This is a genomic window from Alkalicoccobacillus porphyridii (assembly GCF_007293315.1).
Classification (GTDB): Bacteria; Bacillota; Bacilli; order Bacillales; family Bacillaceae_D; genus Alkalicoccobacillus; species Alkalicoccobacillus porphyridii.
Genome location: NZ_VLXZ01000084.1, coordinates 1 through 360 on the forward strand (window position 1 = coordinate 1; position 360 = coordinate 360).

3 protein-coding genes are annotated in these 360 nt (G+C 43.1%); all 3 read left to right on the forward strand.

The annotated features are described in order from the left end of the window. The coding region (locus FN960_RS20990; protein ID WP_053894151.1) for a protease FtsH-inhibitory lysogeny factor CIII at positions 1-120 on the forward strand (120 nt) is incomplete at its 5' end. After that, on the forward strand, positions 104-232 hold the full coding sequence (gene kil, locus FN960_RS20995) for a host cell division inhibitory peptide Kil (protein ID WP_001007579.1): 129 nt from the start codon (positions 104-106) through the stop codon (positions 230-232). The genes FN960_RS20990 and kil, both read left to right, overlap by 17 nt. A 74-nt stretch (positions 233-306) precedes the next feature. Beyond that, positions 307-360, forward strand: a 54-nt coding sequence (locus FN960_RS23295; RefSeq protein ID WP_238136405.1) for a host-nuclease inhibitor Gam family protein, incomplete at its 3' end; no start/stop codon positions are given.

Consider the following 360-nt stretch of genomic DNA (forward strand, 5'->3'; position numbering starts at 1 on the left):
GAATCTTTACTTGAACGAATCACCCGTAAATTACGTGACGGATGGAAACGCCTTATCGACATACTTAATCAGCCAGGAGTCCCAAAGAATGGATCAAACACTTATGGCTATCCAGACTAAATTCACTATCGCCACTTTTATTGGCGATGAAAAGATGTTTCGTGAAGCCGTCGACGCTTATAAAAAATGGATATTAATACTGAAACTGAGATCAAGCAAAAGCATTCACTAACCCCCTTTCATGTTTTCCTAATCAGCCCGGCATTTCGCGGGCGATATTTTCACAGCTATTTCAGGAGTTCAGCCATGAACGCTTATTACATTCAGGATCGTCTTGAGGCTCAGAGCTGGGCGCGTCAC